At 62.3% G+C, this 14,667-nt stretch carries 14 protein-coding genes; 10 read left to right on the forward strand and 4 right to left on the reverse strand.

The window, feature by feature from the left end:
• Window positions 1–324: 324 nt before the first annotated feature.
• Both MPN20_RS13490 and MPN20_RS13495 read left to right on the forward strand, forming a co-directional pair.
• Window positions 325–1,008 carry a GntR family transcriptional regulator gene (locus MPN20_RS13490; protein WP_242782975.1) on the forward strand — a complete coding sequence of 228 codons (684 nt, stop codon included), beginning with the start codon at window positions 325–327 and terminating at the stop codon, window positions 1,006–1,008.
• The gene (locus MPN20_RS13495) at window positions 1,008–2,135 is read left to right on the forward strand and encodes a CobW family GTP-binding protein (RefSeq protein WP_242782958.1); all 1,128 of its coding nucleotides are present in this window, start codon (window positions 1,008–1,010) and stop codon (window positions 2,133–2,135) included. Before MPN20_RS13490 ends, MPN20_RS13495 begins: the two co-directional genes overlap by 1 nt.
• A 108-nt stretch (window positions 2,136–2,243) precedes the next feature.
• Here the strand turns inward: MPN20_RS13495 and MPN20_RS13500 are convergent, their stop codons facing one another.
• Window positions 2,244–3,029, reverse strand: coding sequence for a FadR/GntR family transcriptional regulator (locus tag MPN20_RS13500; RefSeq protein WP_242782960.1), 786 nt, complete (start codon window positions 3,027–3,029; stop codon window positions 2,244–2,246).
• Between the two features lie 251 nt (window positions 3,030–3,280).
• Between MPN20_RS13500 and MPN20_RS13505 the strand changes: the two genes are divergently transcribed.
• Window positions 3,281–4,966 carry an L-lactate permease gene (locus tag MPN20_RS13505; protein ID WP_242782962.1) on the forward strand — a complete coding sequence of 562 codons (1,686 nt, stop codon included), beginning with the start codon at window positions 3,281–3,283 and terminating at the stop codon, window positions 4,964–4,966.
• 127 nt (window positions 4,967–5,093) lie between these two features.
• Window positions 5,094–6,362 (forward strand): alpha-hydroxy acid oxidase, encoded by a 1,269-nt coding sequence (locus MPN20_RS13510; protein ID WP_242782964.1) that lies wholly within the window; start codon window positions 5,094–5,096, stop codon window positions 6,360–6,362.
• A 447-nt stretch (window positions 6,363–6,809) separates the two neighbouring features.
• Here MPN20_RS13510 and MPN20_RS13520 read toward each other — a convergent pair whose 3' ends face one another.
• The 3 genes from MPN20_RS13520 to MPN20_RS13530 are packed head-to-tail and all read right to left on the reverse strand — an operon-like array spanning window position 6,810 to window position 9,627.
• Complete coding sequence (locus MPN20_RS13520) at window positions 6,810–7,967, reverse strand: PDR/VanB family oxidoreductase (RefSeq protein ID WP_242782966.1); 1,158 nt, start codon at window positions 7,965–7,967, stop codon at window positions 6,810–6,812.
• 19 nt (window positions 7,968–7,986) lie between these two features.
• Window positions 7,987–8,439 carry a hypothetical protein gene (locus MPN20_RS13525; protein ID WP_242782968.1) on the reverse strand — a complete coding sequence of 151 codons (453 nt, stop codon included), beginning with the start codon at window positions 8,437–8,439 and terminating at the stop codon, window positions 7,987–7,989.
• Between the two features lie 6 nt (window positions 8,440–8,445).
• Window positions 8,446–9,627, reverse strand: a complete 1,182-nt coding sequence (locus MPN20_RS13530; RefSeq protein WP_242782970.1) for an aromatic ring-hydroxylating dioxygenase subunit alpha — start codon at window positions 9,625–9,627, stop codon at window positions 8,446–8,448.
• A 180-nt stretch (window positions 9,628–9,807) separates the two neighbouring features.
• Here MPN20_RS13530 and MPN20_RS13535 point away from each other — a divergent pair, with 180 nt between their 5' ends.
• From MPN20_RS13535 to MPN20_RS13560, 6 genes are all read left to right on the forward strand, one after another.
• Entirely contained in the window at window positions 9,808–10,464 is a 657-nt protein-coding gene (locus MPN20_RS13535; RefSeq protein WP_193070203.1) for a GntR family transcriptional regulator, read from the forward strand.
• Between the two features lie 156 nt (window positions 10,465–10,620).
• Window positions 10,621–11,667: a succinylglutamate desuccinylase/aspartoacylase family protein gene (locus MPN20_RS13540; protein ID WP_193070202.1), complete on the forward strand. Its 1,047-nt coding sequence runs from the start codon at window positions 10,621–10,623 to the stop codon at window positions 11,665–11,667.
• Complete coding sequence (locus MPN20_RS13545) at window positions 11,664–11,969, forward strand: hypothetical protein (protein WP_242782972.1); 306 nt, start codon at window positions 11,664–11,666, stop codon at window positions 11,967–11,969. Before MPN20_RS13540 ends, MPN20_RS13545 begins: the two co-directional genes overlap by 4 nt.
• A gap of 17 nt (window positions 11,970–11,986) precedes the next feature.
• The gene (locus MPN20_RS13550; RefSeq protein ID WP_242782976.1) at window positions 11,987–12,604 is read left to right on the forward strand and encodes a transporter substrate-binding domain-containing protein; all 618 of its coding nucleotides are present in this window, start codon (window positions 11,987–11,989) and stop codon (window positions 12,602–12,604) included.
• A gap of 38 nt (window positions 12,605–12,642) precedes the next feature.
• Window positions 12,643–13,602: an amino acid ABC transporter permease gene (locus MPN20_RS13555; RefSeq protein WP_242782973.1), complete on the forward strand. Its 960-nt coding sequence runs from the start codon at window positions 12,643–12,645 to the stop codon at window positions 13,600–13,602.
• A complete protein-coding gene (locus tag MPN20_RS13560; RefSeq protein WP_278189912.1) occupies window positions 13,599–14,405 on the forward strand; it encodes an amino acid ABC transporter ATP-binding protein in 807 nt (268 codons plus the stop codon). Before MPN20_RS13555 ends, MPN20_RS13560 begins: the two co-directional genes overlap by 4 nt.
• Window positions 14,406–14,667 lie beyond the last annotated feature (262 nt).

Raw genomic sequence — 14,667 nt, forward strand, 5'->3', positions numbered from 1 at the left:
TGGATCCAATCGGCTCCCGCTGTCACAAGGCGATCGGAATCTCACCGGGTTCGACCGCGGCGACGATGCTGGATTGGATCCGATATCGGTGATAATTCACAGGGGCGATCGGCGCGTAAGTGCGTGTCGAGGCGGCGGAGAGGCCCACGTTGCAATTTGATTGCATTCGCCGCGTATTGGCCAGAAACAGCATCTAAGCGTGATGAGGAACAGGGCCGCCCGCGAGCGGCAGGCACCGTCACGATGGGGCGGAGGCGACTAAGCTTCACGGCAGGAGACACTCTGCGTGCGGATGGGCGAGAGACGGAAGGCGGTCGAGCTGTGATGCATGACAACGCTGCCAGCACGCGGGTTGCCGCAGAGCTGAGGGCCCGGATCATCGACGGCGTCATCCCACCCGGGACGCGGATTCGGCAGGAGGAGATCGCTGAGGAGTTCGGCGTGAGCAGGGTCCCGGTTCGGGAGACGCTGCGCATCCTCGAGTCATTCGGCCTCGTCACCCTTGTCGCCTCAACCGGAGCCTGGGTGTCGACTCTGGACTTCGACGAATGTCGGGAGATCTACCTCATGCGGGAGCGCTTGGAGCCGCTGCTGCTCGGACTGGCGATGCCCACCCACACCCCTGAATCGTTCGGGGAATTCGAGCGCTTGGCACAGCACGTCGAAGCGGCACCGACGAAGGCTGAGTTCCTCCACCGTGATCGTGACTTCCATCGGGCGCTGCTGGCTGGACCGCCGACGAAGCGACTGCGTGACACCGTCGATCATCTCTGGGATCTCACCCATTACTACCGGCGGCAGCTGCTCCAGCCGGAAGGCAGCGCCCGGCGGCGCGAGGACATCGTTGCCGAACATCAGATGATCCTGCGTGCGGTGATGGACGGAGACCCTGAATCCGCCGAGGCAGCTCTGGCCTTCCACATCCGCCACACCCGCAAGCTCGTCGAACGTCATCCGGAGATCTTCGCTCAGAGTTGCGAGGATATTCCCGGGACTCTGCCCACCTGATGTCCGCGACCGCACCGCGCAGGCCTGCTGTTCCGGTCATCCTGCTCACCGGGTTCCTGGGCGCTGGGAAGACCAGCCTGCTCAACCACCTTCTGCGACATCCTGACGCGCGCATCGGTGTCGTGGTCAATGATTTCGGCGATCTCAACATCGACGCCGGTCTGGTCGTGGGTCAGGTCGACGAGCCCTTCTCGATCTCCGGCGGGTGCATCTGCTGCCTCAGCGATGATACGTCACTCGAGGACGCACTCACAGCTCTGGCGAAACCACACCTTCGACTCGACGCGATCATCGTCGAGGCCAGCGGATTCGCCGAACCGCTGACCCTGGCACGCATGGTCACGCGCATGGGACACCATCGCTTCCACCTCGGCGGGGTCATCGACGTCGTCGACGCGACGATGCACGCAAGCACGGTCGACACGCAATCTGCTCCGCCGATGCGCTACGCGGCCACCACGTTGGTGCTGGTCAATAAGCTCGACCAGGTTCCGGACGCCGAGCGTGAGGGCACAATCGACGCCATCCGGTCTCGCGTCCATCTGCGCAACCCTCGGGTGATCGTCGTCGGCACCAGCTTCGGCAGACTCGACCCGGCCCTGATCTTCGATCCCGGATCGGGTGCGATCAGGGGCCTCGACGGTCCAGGAACTGGTCCGGATTCCAGCGAGCCCATCCAGGCCGAGCTCCCGATTCGTGAGCTCATCCGTCAGGCCTATGCGGAAGCGGCGGCCCAGAGCCAGGGCGGTGATGAGGCCGAGGTCCCCGCGCACACTCATGCGCAATCGCTGACGGTGACTGCCCATGGATATGCCGACGCGAACAGCGTGCTCGACCTCCTTGAGGACCTGCCGGCAGGGGTCTACCGGGTCAAGGGCACGATTCGGGTCAAGGACAGGGGGAGGAGCAGACGCTTCGGGGTCCAGGCAGTGGGCCCGAACGTCTATGTCTCCTCGACCCTCCCCCACGAAGAGACCTGGGACAGCGCCCTCGTTGTCATCGGTGAGTCCCTCGACGAGGTGAGACTTCGGACCGAACTCGACCGCGCGCTGAGCACCGGTGAGGATGCCGGCGAGCGTGCCGGCGGAGTCGAGCGGCTCCGACACTATCTGCGACTGCACAGCTGAGTGCCCGCATGGCTAAGTGCCTGCACAGCTGAGTGCCTGTACCCGCCGTGCCGAGAACCCGAACGTCCCCGTCGAACGAGGTAGGGAGCGCAGGGCGGCGATAGTCCCTCAGCTCTGGGGACGCTTGCTGAATGTCATGCCGGGCAGTGCGGTGCTCGCGGCGCGGATGTGGTCCTCGGTGAGTTGGACCGCGCGCTCGGTGTCGCGTTCGACGATCGCCTCCATGATCGCGTGATGCTGGCTCTGCAGCTCCGTCATCAGCCCGCGCGGGTCCTCGACGTGGCTGAATGCGAGGAGGATGGGGCGTCGAAGTGAACTCCTGATCGCCTCGGTGAGATCCGAGAGCAGCTGATTCTCCGATGCGCGGGCGATGGCGACGTGGAAGGCGGTGTCTGCTTCATTGAAGGTCTCCAGGCTGACGCCCGGGGTGTCCATGATCGCCAGGGAGGCATTCATCCCGGCCAGGGCGTCATCGTGGGCGCGACCTGTTGCCAGGGCGGTGCTTGAGCGCTCCAGCTGAATGCGGGTCTCGATGGCTTCGTCGACGCTGAAGTTCGCGAGAGCCACATGCAGGCGGAGGAATCGAGTCAGCGCTTCTTTGGGCATGGCGGCGATGAATGTGCCGGCCGTCTTGCCTGAGCCGACGTTGGAGACGACGACGCCCAGGGACTCCATGACACGCAGCGCCTCACGTACAGCGGCTCGGCTGACCTGCAACTTGGCGGCCAGTTCCCGTTCCGAGGGGAGGGGGTCGCCGACGGTCAGGGAGCCGGCCATGATCTGCTCTTCGATCGCATCAATGACGAGCTCGTGTGTGCTCGATCGGGCGACCGGCTTCCACGTCGGAGGCTGGGAGACGGAGTCGGACGGTTCATTCGTGGTCGTGTCACTCATGGTTGTGGCCTGATCTGGTCGATGCTGATGCGGCTGCTGGCCCCGTCATCGGGCATAGTCGGTCCTCTTTCGCACTGCTCTATCTTTTCACGGATACAACCTTGACCTGGATCACATTCAGTCATACACTCACCTTAGTGGTCTGACCACACAAAGGACATACTGAAATCACATCGAGATTGCATGTTCGGAGCGCGTTCACCGTCGAACCGCAGGCGCTGCAGGCGAACACCGACCGTGCTGGAGGCATTATGTACACTCCCGAAGTCGCCCCTTTGGCCGACAGCTTACTGTGGTCATCGCTGGTTGCACTGCTGCCGCTTCTCACCATCTTCGTCACGCTCGGATTCCTCAAGTGGAAGGCCCACTGGGCCGGCCTGGCCGCCGTCGTCGTTGCTCTGATCGTCGCGATCTTCGCATACGGAATGCCCGTCGGATTGGCCGGGCTCTCCGCCACGCAGGGATTCGCCTTCGGGCTCTTCCCCATCATGTGGATCGTCATCACCGCCATCTGGCTCTACGAACTGACAGTGAAGTCAGGACACTTCGAGGATCTCCGTCTGGTCATCAACGTCATCTCCGATGACCCGCGCGTACAGGCTATTCTCGTGGCCTTCTGCTTCGGCGGACTGCTCGAAGCCCTGGCCGGCTTCGGTGCTCCGGTCGCCATCACCGGTGTCATGCTCATGGCGGTCGGCTTCACGGCCATGCGCGCGGCAACGGTCGTCCTGGTCGCGAATACTGCTCCGGTGGCCTTCGGAGCGATCGCGATTCCCATCATCACCGCCGGCAACCTGACCGGCATCGACTACCACGACATCGGCGCCATGGTCGGTCATCAGACTCCTCTGCTGGCGGCCATCGTGCCGCTGTTCCTCATCTTCCTCGTCGACGGCAAGCGCGGCCTGCGGCAGCTGTGGCCACTGGCACTCGTCGTCGGAATCGTCTTCGGCGCATCGCAGTACGTCTCCGCGAACTACCTCTCAGTTGAGATGACCGACATCATCGCCTCGCTCATGGGCCTCGCGGCCGCTGTGGTCATGCTCCAGTTCTGGAAGCCGACAGGTGGGCAGGACGCTCTGGACAAGATGGCCGACGAGCGCAGCCGGGAGAAGACTGCTGCTCCCGATGCGGGCGGCACCGCCGCTGTCGACACAAAGGTCGATGCGAAGGCATCGCCTCTGACCGGAGTGCGCGTGTTCCTGGCGCTCGCCCCCTATCTCATCGTCATCGTCGTCTTCTCGGCCGCCAAGCTCATTCCCGTGGTCAACGACTGGCTGGCGAGCACCGACGTGAAGATCCCCTGGCCGGGACTGGACGGGAACCTCCTCTCGGCTTCGGGTGAACCGTCGACGACCACCGTCTACAACTTCCAGTGGCTGTCCTCTCCGGGTACGCTGCTGTTGGTCTCGGGCATCATCGTCGCCATCATGTACAAGATGACCGCACGTGACGCTGTCCAGGTCTTCGTCGACAATGTCGTCAAGATGCGCTTCTCCATCCTCACGGTGGGACTCGTCCTCGCTCTGGCCTACGTCATGAACGAGTCCGGGCAGACGATCACGATCGGTACGTGGATCGCGGGAACTGGCGCACTGTTCGCCTTCCTCTCGCCGATCCTCGGATGGCTGGGCACCGCGGTGACAGGCTCGGACACGAGCGCCAACGCGCTCTTCGCGACTCTCCAGCAGACGGCGGGGGCCAAGGCCGGGATCGATCCGGTCCTGTTGGTGGCCGCGAACAGTTCGGGTGGTGTCGTGGGCAAGATGATCAGTCCGCAGAATCTCACGATCGCTGCCACCGCAGTGGGTCTGCTCGGGCAGGAGTCGTCGATCTTCCGCCGTGTCATCTGGTGGTCGTTGGGCATGCTCGTCGTCATGTGTCTTCTCGTCGGACTGCAGTCGACAGTTCTGTCCTGGATGGTCCCAGGATCCTGATGTGAAACGGTGCGCATCGTTCACTCGTCAGCGGTCAGCGACGCTCGTCGACCGTTCGACCGCTGCCAGCACTATCGCCGCCTGCTCGTCTGCAGGTCCGCCTACCTATCTGAAGGAGCCATCCAGAATGGTCAAGAGGCAGCTGCCCAAACCAGCCGAGATCTTCGAGCTGATGAAGTTCAAGAAGTTCGAACTCGACCCGAAGAAGCGCCGCTTGGCGAATGCGCTGACAATCGAGGACCTGCGCAAGATCGCGAAGCGCCGGACCCCGGCCGCGGCGTTCGACTACACGGATGGGGCCGCCGAGGGTGAGATCTCGATGGAGCGCTCGGTCCAGTCCTTCCGCGATATCGAGTTCCACCCCTCGATCCTCAAGGACGTCACGAACGTCGACACCTCGACCCAGATCATGGGCGGCAGCTCGGCCATGCCCTTCGGCATCGCGCCGACCGGCTTCACCCGACTCATGCAGACCGAGGGTGAGACCGCCGGCGCCGGAGCCGCGGGGGCTGCGGGCATCCCGTTCACGCTCTCGACGCTGGGCACGACGTCGATCGAGGACGTCAAGAAGACCAACCCGCACGGGCGCAATTGGTTCCAGCTCTATGTGATGAAGCAGCGCGACATCTCCTACGGCCTCGTCGAGCGGGCGAAGAACGCCGGGTTCGACACTCTCTTCTTCACCGTCGACGCCCCCGTCGCCGGCGCCCGACTGCGCGATACCCGCAACGGCTTCTCCATTCCGCCGCAGCTGACCCCGCAGACGATCCTCAACGCCATCCCGCGTCCCTGGTGGTGGTGGGACTTCCTGACCACCCCGAAGCTCGAGTTCGCCTCCCTGTCGGAGACCGGCGGAACGGTCGGCGAGCTCCTCGACTCGGCAATGGATCCCTCCATCAACTTCGACGACCTCGCCGAAATCCGCGCAATGTGGCCCGGCAAGTTCTCCGTCAAGGGCGTGCAGACGCTCGAGGACGCGAAGAAGCTCGCCGACCTCGGCGTCGACTCGATCGTCCTGTCCAACCACGGCGGACGTCAGCTCGACCGGGCACCCGTTCCCTTCGAGCTCCTCCCCGAGGTGGCTCGTGAGATCGGCAAGGACGTGGAGATCATCATCGACACCGGAATCCGCAACGGCGCCGACATCGTCGCCTCCCTGGCGCTCGGCGCGGACTTCACCCTCGTCGGCCGCGCCTACCTCTTCGGTCTCATGGCCGGCGGTCGGGAAGGCGTAGACCGGACGATCGAGATCCTCGGTGAGCAGGTCGAGCGCACCATGCGCCTGCTCCAGGTCGCCGATGTCTCCGAGCTCAATCCCTCACACGTGACCCAGCTGCGTCAATTCAACCGCGACGAGCGCGCAGAGATCGTCAGCTCCCATCCCGCGAAGAGGTGATCGCCAGGAATTGAGCGCCAAGCGATGCTCGCCGAGGTGGCTGCCAGCACCGAATGACGTTATCGGTCCTGGTGGAAGTTCGAAACAATGAAGGGCCCGACCGCGGACGGGGCCCTTCATGTCACCGGTGTCGGTACGCGCAGCGCATCACTCTGCTCGTCACCGCGAGAGTGCTCTTGGCTAGGCCGGCGGTGACTATATCTTCTACACGAGCTACGGTGATCCCAAGGCCACAGGCGAGGACAAGGCCCTGAAATCGAGTCAGTGGAAGGGTCTTGACGCGGTAAAGGACGGCAAGGCGATTCGTGTCGAGGACGATGTGTGGTTCCTCGGCCTCGGACCCACAGGCGCTGGGCTCATCCTCGACGATCTCGACGAGTACCTGACTAAGTGAACGTGCTGGGCAGTGCCCCGGTGGCTGCTACGGCAGCAGATGCCTGAAACCGGTCATTCGAGTTCGAGAGTGAGGCCGGAAGTTCCACACGAACGCGAGACGCAGATCATCATCGTCTCACTGTCCGTCCTCTCCTCCTCGGACAGGAGGCTGTCGCGGTGATCGACCTCGCCGTTGATCACCGCGGTCTCGCAAGTGCCGCAGATTCCTTCGCGGCACGAGCTCAGGGGTGCAAACCCTGCGTCTTCCAGTGATTCGAGAACCGACCTGTCAGCGGGAACTTCGACCGACTCGCCTGTGGTCAGCGTGACAGTGAAAGGAGCACCGCCGGTCGATCTGCTGTCGTCGGGGGCGTCGAAGAGCGAAGCTCCCGATTCGGCACTGCTCGGCCCGGTGCCATCTGAGCCGACACCGGCGGTGGTCGAACCGTCGGAGGGCTGAGCCAGGAACAGCTCGGTGTGTAGCAGATCGGGGTTTTCCCATGACTCCGCTGCTGCGGCCAGGTCACTGAGCAGCCCCACCGGTCCACAAGCGTATGCCAGCTCCCCGGCGTCCGGTTCGATGAGATGTGCCCCGAGATTGAAGCGACCGTCCGCGCCGCTTTCATGGATGTACACGCAGTCGCCGAAATCTTCGAGCTCAGCGACGAAGGCCATTGTCTCACGCGATCTTCCGAGGTAGTCGAGCGTCCAGGGGATGCCCCGTCGATGGGCCTCGCGCACCATGGCGATGATGGGCGTGATTCCGATCCCCGCGGCGATGAATCGATAGTGCTCGGCGGGCTCGAGTGGGAAGGTGTTCTTGGGGCCACGCAGCCGAACCTGAGAACCCGGCCGAAGAACCTCATGAACGTGAGCTGATCCGCCGCGCGATTCGGGTTCGCGCAGCACGGCCACCTTCAGAGGCTCCCCCGGTCGGGAGCACAAGGAGAACTGGCGCACCAGTCTCTCGCCCATGAGGACGTCAAGGTGCGCTCCGGGCTCCCAGCGGTGGAGGTCCACAAGTGATGGTGTCCCGGCTTCGCTCTCGCTCGGCGTGAACTCGACGGACAGTACGCCATCGGCCTCCACTCGCATCTGCGTGACGTATGCGTCGAAGAACGACAGCCGTCTGCGCGACCGGGGGCCTGCCTCGGCGGGGGTGTTGGATTCGGCGCCGGCTCCATCGCGAAGATCTGCTGCGGCGGTGGGCGTCTCGACTGTTGATGGCATTCTCAACTCCTCGTGCGCTTCAGGGGACCCAGCGAAGAGCAGCGGTCCTGGTGGGGGTGAGGCAGTAGACGGTTGCGGTCGATTGTGTGCCGGTGAGCTCGACACGAATGGTCTCGTTCACTTCGCCCTCGAGGACGAAGGAATCACCGGGATGGATTCGCCTCTGCCAGGGACCATCGGGCACCGTGATGAGCGCTTTCCCCGTCTTGACAGCGACGACGATGACATCGCCGGTACATCGTGTGAGCACAGTCGAGCAGTGGGTTTCGTCGAGAAGCTCGACCGTGTGGACGACGAAGGACTCATCAGTCTTCACAGAGGTGCTTACCCCGTCCGGCGATGTATGAAGAGTGATCGACCAGCGCCACGGGTCGCCACGTTCGGCGCTGTCAGGGTTGGCGGCCAGGACGCGGCTGCCATCGGGCATGGTCGGTGCGGCGCTGAGGGAGTTCGCGCGCTCGAGCATCCACATCCCCGATCACCTCCCGCCGGCTGCGGTGCTCGTGGCCTCCGCCGAGGTGGTCGACTCGGCTGCGGACCTTCCCGCGCTGGCTGCCGCCGCCTTCTGCGCTTGTCGGCGAGCTGCTGCACCGATGGGCTTTGTATTCGCCGGCGCGCCGGGTCGGCGAGGTTCCTTCGCCTCGCGTTCCTTGGCTTCCTTCTTCAATAGCGCCTGGTGGATGCGACGGGCCTTGGCGACGCCGCCGTCCTGGGCAATGAGGACGTCGAACTCCCGACCGGGGCGTGTCTGCATTCCCAGCTCCTGCGCCTCGAGCGCGTCCTTGTCCTCTTCGAGCACCAGACCCAGACCCTCACGAAGCTGCTCGGTGGCTTCGACGTTGTCGACGGCGAAGTTGCGGGCGAATGAATAGTAGTACCAGCAGGTATGAGCATCGATCGGGGTGATGGCGTTGAGCACTTTGATGAGGTAGCCCTCTTCTCGTGGCGCGCCCTCTGCCGTGATGCCCGAGTGAAGTGTGAGGTTGTTGGGGACAAAGAATTCGGTGGCGTGGAAGCGATCCCAGTTTCCGTCGATTCCCATCGTGTCTGCGTACAGTGGCGGTGCGGGTACGGAGGGCATGAGTCTGTCCACCAGCACCACATTGTCGTCGACTTCGACTGTGATGCCGTATTCGTAGATGTAGTCGTCGCCGACAGTCGTCTTGTGGAGGAAGGACTCGTGGGTGAGGTCGAGCAGATTGTCGTGCACGAGTTCGGCTCGACAGTCGACTTGGAGGGAGTGCTCGACGGAGGCCCAGTTGGGATCATTCATCCAATGGGTGTCCGGAATATCGCTGGGATCGGCATCCGCAGGGTCGCCCCCCATCCATACCCAGATCCAGCCGTCCTTCTCGTGAAGGGGGTAGGAACGGACGACTGCCCGCTCTGGCAGCGTCGTCTGGCCGGGAACCTTCGTGCACCGCCCATCAGGTCCGTAGGTGAAGCCGTGATAACCGCATTCGATGGAGTCACCCAGCATTCGACCTTTGGACAAGGGGAACGCCCGATGGGCGCAACGGTCGGCAAGCGCCTTGGCCTGATCATCGGAAATGCGGTAGAGAACGATGGATTGTTCGCAGATCATTCTCCGGATGGGTTTGTTCGTCACTTCATCCGACCATGCCGCAACGTACCAGCTGTTAAGGATGTGATCAGCCATGGGGAGCCTCCTTGCTCGAGTAAGCAGAACTTCTTCAATTTACTGTATACAGTGTGTACTGTGTCGACATGATTTTGCAATCCGAGGCAATCGCGGAAGAGTAGAGGTAGCAGCAGCGCGGATCACGAGCATCGTGGTCGGCGGATCGAGCACGGACGCTGAGATCGCCGGGAGGAAACGATGGGCACGGAAGACGCCGCAGGCAAGCCGTTGGCCGAGCAGGTCTATGAGAACGTCAGTCGATTGATCGTGAGCGGGGAACTGGCCGCCGGTGAGCCTCTGGTGCAAGAGAAGATCGCGGCGCAGTTCGACGTATCCCGGACTCCTGTGCGCGACGCGCTGACTCAGCTGACGACCGATGGTCTGGCGACCTTGGTGTCCTCGCGCGGGTACTTCGTCACGGATCTCTCGCGAAATCAGGTCGAAGATGTCTTCGAGGTGCGCGCGGCTCTCGAAGAACTCGCGCTCCGATCGGCTTTCGGCAGGCATACACCCAAGGACCTGCTTCATCTGCGAACCCTTGCTGCTGAGGCGAGGCTGTGCAGCCCGACGGATGGTATGGAGGTTTTTGACGTCTCTCTCAGGTTCCATCGTCGATTGGTCGAGCCGTGCCCCAATGGCTACATGCTCGAGCTCCTGGGCTCGGTCTGGAGCCACCCTGTGCAGCGACGCATCGCACTGACGTACACGCCGGGCCGGGAGCATGTGGAGCGGGTCGCTTCCGATCATGAACGGATCATAGACGCCTTGGAGGCGCACGATCTGGCGAAGGCCACGGAGATTCTGCGTATCTGCCACGATCCCGCGGACGAACGTGGAGGCCCCATCGTGGAATGACCGCCGCCGATACGATTCGCCTCCGGCGCGATGTTGCCGACTGAAACGTTTATGTATACAGTGTGTCCAACACTGGAGAGGCTCGGGTTCTATCAATACGGTGAGAACATTCCCGCCAGGAATTCGAGCGACGCCACTACTGCGCAAAGGAGCGTTATGACGGTCATTCGAGGCATCGATTTCGAAGAATTCGGAGTTCAGCACGGATATATCGGGCTCACTCAGTCGGACAATGTCAACGATTCTGCTCTGATCCCAGTCCCGGTCACTGTTGTCTCGTCAGGTGCAGGTCCTACTGCGCTTCTGGTCGCGGGCACACATGGCGACGAATACGAGGGGCAGGTGGCACTGCAAGCGCTTGCCCGGGAACTGACGCCTGAACACATCAGCGGAACGGTGATCATCGTCCCCGCGGCCAATGCGCCGGCAGTCCGAGTCGGAACCAGGGTTTCGCCGCTCGACGGTGCCAACCTCAATCGTTCTTACCCCGGTTCGGCCGAAGGTGCTCCGACCTGCCAGGTTGCGGAATTCATCAGTCGACAGCTGCTTCCTAGAGCCGATGCGGCATTGGATCTGCACTCCGGAGGCAGCAATTCCGTCTATGTCGATGCGGCTTTCGTCTATCGGGGGCCGACGAAGGAGTTGTGGCAGACCAAATCGCAGATCGCTCGCCGTCTGAACCTTCCGTATGTCATCGTCGTGGCAGAGAAATTCGAACCGGGATCGATCAACTCGGCGGGGGACGACGCGGGGATTCCCGTCGTCGCCACGGAGCTCGCCGGGGGAGGCACAGTCGACCGCCGGACTCTCGCTGACATCCGCAGGGGTCTGCGCCAGTTTTTGACTGATCAGGGAATCCTGTCTGAGGACGTCGAGCTCGCGGCGCTCGCCGGCATCGCGTCGCCTCGAGTCGGTGAAGTCGATCGGCCGGCTCAGCAGTGGCTCGAGCTTGTCTCTGAATCGGGGATACCGGCTGAGATCCCGGGTCTCTTCGAACCGCTCGTCGGCCTCGGCGACGAGGTACTCCAGGACGATATCGTCGCTCTGGTGTACTCGGTCGACGATCCGCATCGAGCACCGGTCGAGCATCGCGCCGAAGTCGACGGTGTGGTCGCGGTGGTTCGTCGCCCGACACTCGTAACGCGCGGTAGCTTCGTCATGCACATCGCTCGCCGAATCGATGCGCCCGAGGGGTTGAAATGAGATTCGCGAGGCGGTCGATCGGCAGGTCCATCGTTGCATTTGCGCTGCTGGGCGTCACCGGATGTGGTCTGCAAGGGCACCTTGGGAATGTCCCTGAGGCGCCGATGGATATGTCGGTCACCGTCGTCGATATGCCCGCTGACCCCCGCCTGCAGGCGGCGCTTCGGGATAAGTATCAGCAGAACGGTCGGCTGCTCATCGGCACTGATCCGACCTACCCGCCTTTTGAGTACTATAACGACGACAACACGACGATCATCGGTGGGACATCGATTTCGCAACGGCGGTCGCACAGGTCCTAGGAGCAGAGCCTCGTTTCATCGCTGCGAACTTCGACACTACGCTCCCTGGCCTTTCGTCGGGCAAGTACGACCTCAGTATCTCGGCTTACGGGGTCACTGCTGAACGACTGGAGAAAGTCGACTTCGCCAGCTACCTCGCAGGTGGCAGCGGGTTGGCGGTTGCGGCAGGGAACCCTGAGGAGCTGTCGTTGACCGACCAGTCCGTCTGCGGAAAGAAGGTCGCGGTCCAGATGGGCACACTGCAGGCTCTCACCCAACTGCCCGACCTGTCCGCTGAATGCGAAGAGGCGGGAAAGCCGGAGATCGATGTCCACATGTATCCGACTCAGTCGGACGCGAATCTCGCGCTCACCGCAGGTCGCGTCGACGGAACCTGCGCGGACAGCATCTCGCTGACCTACCAGGGGCTGCTTGCGAACAACGAATTCGAACTGGCCCCCGGCCCAGAATACGACCCTCAGCCCACTGCGATCGCCCTGCCAAAGGGCAGTGCGCTGACCGCGCCGGTCGCCGAAGCTGCCAAGCAGGTGATCGACAGTCCTGTCTATGACCAGATCAATGCCAAATGGCACATTCCTGACAGCGCGAAGATCTCACCCGAAGAGGTGTTAGACCATTCGGCCATCACTGACTGAGACGGCACGGTGTCCGATCTCGGAATTACGGAGCAAAGATGTCAACTCTGACCACTTCAACATTTGGCAAGAGCAGTCGGTCCTCTGACGGTTTCACGATCGTCAAGGCCAAGCATCCGGGGCGCTGGATCGCGGCTGGAGTGCTGCTGGCCCTCGTCGCCCTCGTCCTCTATTCGGTATTCACCAACGATCGCTTCGGCTGGCCGGTGGTGGCCTACTACTTCACGGACTTCTCCATTGCGCGGGGGCTCCTGATCACGCTCGAACTGACCGTTATCAGCATGGTTATAGGTATGGCGCTGGGAGTGATCCTAGCGGTCATGCGCCTCTCGCCCAACCCCGTCGTGCGTATGGCCGCCGCCGCCTACGTGTACTTCTTCCGGGGAACACCTGTGCTCGTCCAGCTTCTGTTCTGGTACAACCTTGCGGCTCTGTATCCGACCATCAATCTGGGGATTCTCGGCCTTCAGTTCGACGCTAACGCCGTCATTACCCCGATGTTCGCTGCTATTCTCGGGCTCGGCCTCAACCAGGGAGCCTACATGTCTGAAATCGTACGGGCAGGCCTGTTGTCAGTCGACAGCGGCCAAGTCGAAGCCGCTGGGGCGTTGGGGATCAACCGATTCCACACACTGCGTCGGATCGTGTTGCCGCAAGCGATGCGTGTCATCATCCCGCCGACTGGCAATGAGACGATCGGAATGCTCAAGACCACCTCGCTGGTCAGCGTCTTGGCCGTGCCCGAAGTACTCTATTCGGCGCAGGTGATCTATGCACGTACATTCGATACGATCCCGCTGCTCATCGTCGCGAGCCTCTGGTACATCGTCGTGACCACGGTCTTGTCGATAGGGCAGTACTACCTCGAACGGCACTTCGCCCGCGGTTCACAGCGCGAGTTGCCGCCGACTCCGTTGCAGAAGATTGCGTATCTCTTTCGAGTTCACGACCGACGTCTGCCCGTTTCCACCAAAACCGATCAGGAGAACAGCCGATGACGATGCAAGCGGAACCAGCAGAGGCTCAGGCTGCCTCGGGATCGAACCGGATGATCTGGGCCGATGCCATCCACAAAAGCTATGGACGAAATGATGTACTCAAAGGCATCGACCTCGAAGTCGCCGCCGGTGAAGTGGTCTGCCTAATCGGGCCGTCCGGCTCCGGGAAGAGCACATTCCTGCGGTGTATGAATCACTTGGAGACAGTAGACGACGGAATCATGTGGGTCGCTGGTCGGGTAGTCGGCTATGAGATGAAGGGCGACAGGCTGCACGAACAGTCCTACGCACAGGTCTGCAGGAGCCGGACGAAGATCGGAATGGTCTTCCAACACTTCAATCTGTTCCCGCATATGACCGTTCTTGGAAACATTATGGAAGCTCCGACCGTCGCCCTGCGGCAGAAGAAGTCTGTGGTGCGTGAGCGAGCGATGCGTTTACTTGAGCAGGTCGGACTCGCGGAGAAGGCGCAACACTATCCGCGCCAACTCTCGGGTGGTCAGCAGCAGCGTGTCGCTATTGCCAGAGCTCTGTGCATGGAGCCCTCACTCATGCTCTTCGACGAGCCGACAAGTGCGCTGGACCCCGAACTGGTCGGTGAGGTCTTGAAAGTGATGAAGGATCTCGCTCGAACGGGAATGACGATGGTTGTTGTCACGCACGAAATGAACTTCGCTCGCGACATGGCCGATCGTGTGGTGTTCATGGACGGTGGGGTGATCGTTGAGGAGGGTCCCGCGGCTGAGCTGATCACCAATCCCCGGCACCCGAGAACGAAGGAGTTCCTCGCATCGGTGCTCTGAGCGTATGTTGTGTTCCGAACCTGCTGGAGCAAAGATAGCCAGCTGGCCTGTCGGCCCCGGATTTCCGGGGCCGACAGGTGTAGGATTTCGCCGAACTTGACGTGCGTGCACCGGGCTCACCTGCGATGTGACACGAACATGAGACACTACCTGTCTCACCGACTTGTCTAGGGCATGTCTCCTTTATTGGCGGAGCCATGTCAGGATCGCGCTGATCACGACGGCCGCTCGATAGGTGATGGCGAGCTTGTCGTATCTCGTC

This window comes from Brevibacterium sp. ZH18 (assembly GCF_022748595.1).
GTDB lineage: Bacteria > Actinomycetota > Actinomycetes > Actinomycetales > Brevibacteriaceae > Brevibacterium.

Bases quoted from the DNA above. Each gene is read 5' to 3' on its own strand.
- MPN20_RS13530 (WP_242782970.1), bottom strand. From the start codon at position 9,627: ATGGCTGATCACATCCTTAACAGCTGGTACGTTGCGGCATGGTCGGAT.
- MPN20_RS13525 (WP_242782968.1), bottom strand. From the start codon at position 8,439: ATGTGGATGCTCGAGCGCGCGAACTCCCTCAGCGCCGCACCGACCATG.
- MPN20_RS13540 (WP_193070202.1), top strand. From the start codon at position 10,621: ATGACGGTCATTCGAGGCATCGATTTCGAAGAATTCGGAGTTCAGCAC.
- MPN20_RS13495 (WP_242782958.1), top strand. From the start codon at position 1,008: ATGTCCGCGACCGCACCGCGCAGGCCTGCTGTTCCGGTCATCCTGCTC.
- MPN20_RS13545 (WP_242782972.1), top strand. From the start codon at position 11,664: ATGAGATTCGCGAGGCGGTCGATCGGCAGGTCCATCGTTGCATTTGCG.
- MPN20_RS13535 (WP_193070203.1), top strand. From the start codon at position 9,808: ATGGGCACGGAAGACGCCGCAGGCAAGCCGTTGGCCGAGCAGGTCTAT.
- MPN20_RS13505 (WP_242782962.1), top strand. From the start codon at position 3,281: ATGTACACTCCCGAAGTCGCCCCTTTGGCCGACAGCTTACTGTGGTCA.
- MPN20_RS13555 (WP_242782973.1), top strand. From the start codon at position 12,643: ATGTCAACTCTGACCACTTCAACATTTGGCAAGAGCAGTCGGTCCTCT.
- MPN20_RS13490 (WP_242782975.1), top strand. From the start codon at position 325: ATGCATGACAACGCTGCCAGCACGCGGGTTGCCGCAGAGCTGAGGGCC.
- MPN20_RS13560 (WP_278189912.1), top strand. From the start codon at position 13,599: ATGACGATGCAAGCGGAACCAGCAGAGGCTCAGGCTGCCTCGGGATCG.
- MPN20_RS13520 (WP_242782966.1), bottom strand. From the start codon at position 7,967: ATGCCATCAACAGTCGAGACGCCCACCGCCGCAGCAGATCTTCGCGAT.
- MPN20_RS13500 (WP_242782960.1), bottom strand. From the start codon at position 3,029: ATGAGTGACACGACCACGAATGAACCGTCCGACTCCGTCTCCCAGCCT.
- MPN20_RS13510 (WP_242782964.1), top strand. From the start codon at position 5,094: ATGGTCAAGAGGCAGCTGCCCAAACCAGCCGAGATCTTCGAGCTGATG.